The sequence below is a fragment of the Nocardioides sp. genome, assembly GCF_031422975.1.
GTDB lineage: Bacteria > Actinomycetota > Actinomycetes > Propionibacteriales > Nocardioidaceae > Nocardioides.
Window position 1 is genome coordinate 1 of record NZ_JANPEO010000407.1, and the last position, 2,041, is coordinate 2,041.

At 71.3% G+C, this 2,041-nt stretch carries 2 protein-coding genes; both read right to left on the reverse strand.

From position 1 onward, the window contains the following. Positions 1 to 557, reverse strand: a 557-nt coding sequence (locus RMO85_RS12275; protein WP_310529012.1) for an FAD-binding oxidoreductase, incomplete at its 3' end; no start/stop codon positions are given. Continuing rightward, a partial coding sequence (locus RMO85_RS12280; protein ID WP_310529013.1) for an FAD-linked oxidase C-terminal domain-containing protein occupies positions 557 to 2,041 on the reverse strand: 1,485 nt, incomplete at its 5' end. The genes RMO85_RS12275 and RMO85_RS12280, both read right to left, overlap by 1 nt.

A 2,041-nucleotide genomic window follows, 5' to 3' on the forward strand; every position in this document is an offset into this window, starting at 1 on the left:
CCGAGGTCATAGCCCGCGACGTTCTTCACGACCCGGCCACCGGCCTTGGCCACGACACCGTCGGCGCGGACCACGGTGATGCCGATGAGGAGGTCGCGGGCGCTGCCGATGGCGACGCGGCGCGGGCCGCTCGTGTTGGCGGCGAGCAGTCCGCCGATGCTGGTGCTGGGGACGGTCTCGTCGAGGGCAAGGCGCTGGCCGGCGCCGGCCACGGCCTGCTGCACGTCGGCAAGACGCGTGCCGGCCTGCGCCGCGACGATCAGATCGCCGGCGGCATGGTCGATGACCTGGTCGAGCGCGCTCACGTCGAGCAGCACGTCGGCGCTCGACGGGGGCGCCCCCCACGACAGCTTGGTGCCACGCCCGCGCGGCACAACGCTCAGCCCGTGAGTCGCCGCCGCGCGGAGCACCTCGACCACCTGGGCGACGTCGGTGGGACGTGCCACGAGGCCCGGCGCGACCGTGTCGACGTGGTCGCCGGGAGTCGCGTCCTGGACGTCCGCGCAGGCCGAGGCGATCGACTCACGCGCCGATTGGTCGAGCGTGTGGGTGCTCATCAGAAGACCTCCCCCAGACCGGCGTCCTGGAGTGGGTGGGCGCCCTTGTGTCGACCGGGCACCTCACCGCACAGTCGCGGCGTCGGGAAGATCTTTCCAGGGTTGGAGATGTTCTGCGGGTCGAAGGCGCACCGAACCATCTGCATGGTGTCGAGGTCGTCGTCGGTGTACATCCGGGGCATGTACTTCGCCTTGTCCATGCCGACACCGTGCTCACCGGTGATCGAACCGCCGTGCTCGATGCAGAGGTCGAGGATCGCGCCGCTGACCCGCTCGGCGGCTTCGCCGGCCCCTTCGATCTCGTCGTCGAAGAGCACCAGCGGATGCAGGTTGCCGTCACCGGCGTGGAAGACGTTGGCCACCCGCACGCCCGAGGATCTCGAGAGCTCGGCGATGGCGGAGAGGACCTGTGGGAGCGCGGTACGAGGGATGACGCCGTCCTGGACGATGTAGTCGGGGCTGATCCGGCCCACCGCGGCGAACGCGGACTTGCGGCCCTTCCAGATCAGGGCGCGGTCGACGGGGTCGGTCGCGAGCCGCTGCTCGAACGCACCGTTCTCGGCGCACATGCGCTCGACCTCGGCGTACTCCTGCTCGACCTCGATCGCAGCGCCGTCCAGCTCGATGACCAGGACGGCGCCGGCGCCGGCCGGGTAGTTGCAGTGCACCGCGGCCTCGGCCGCCTCGATGGCGAGCGCGTCCATCATCTCGATCGCGGCGGGCACGATGCCGGCGGAGATGATCGCCGACGTGGCCGCGCCCGCCTGGTCGGTGGTCTCGAAACCGACCAGGATCGTGCGGACCTCCTCCGGCAGCCGCACCAGCCTCACCGTGGTCGAGGTGACGATGCCGAGCGTCCCTTCGGAGCCGACGACCGCGCCGAGCAGGTCGTAGCCGGGGCTGTCGGGCGCGTCGCTGCCGAGCGGGACAGTGTCACCCTCGGCGGTCACGAAGTCGGCGCCGAGGACGTGGTTGGTGGTGAAGCCGTACTTCAGACAGTGCGCTCCACCGGAGTTCTCCGCGACGTTGCCGCCGATCGAGCAGATCTGCTGGCTCGACGGGTCCGGCGCGTAGTAGTAGCCGTGCGGCGTCGCGGCCCGGGTGACGTCGAGGTTGATCACGCCAGGCTCCACCACGGCCCGCTGGTCCTCGGGTCGCATCGCGGTGATCGCGCGCATCCGGGAGGTCACGACCAGCACCCCGTCGGCGTGCGGCAGCGCGCCGCCGGACAGTCCGGTGCCCGAGCCGCGGGCGACGTAGGGGACGCCGTTCTCGGCGCAGGCGCGCACGACGGTGGCGAGCTGGCTGGCGTCCTCGGGGATGACGACGAGAGCCGGCGTGACCCGGTAGTGAGCCAACCCGTCGCACTCGTAGGTGCGCAGCCGGGCCCGGTCGGTGATCACGCCCTCATCGGGCAGGATCCGCCTGGCGATGTCGGCGACGGCCGCGATGTCGGTGCTCATGGTCCGCTCCCCCTCAGTCGG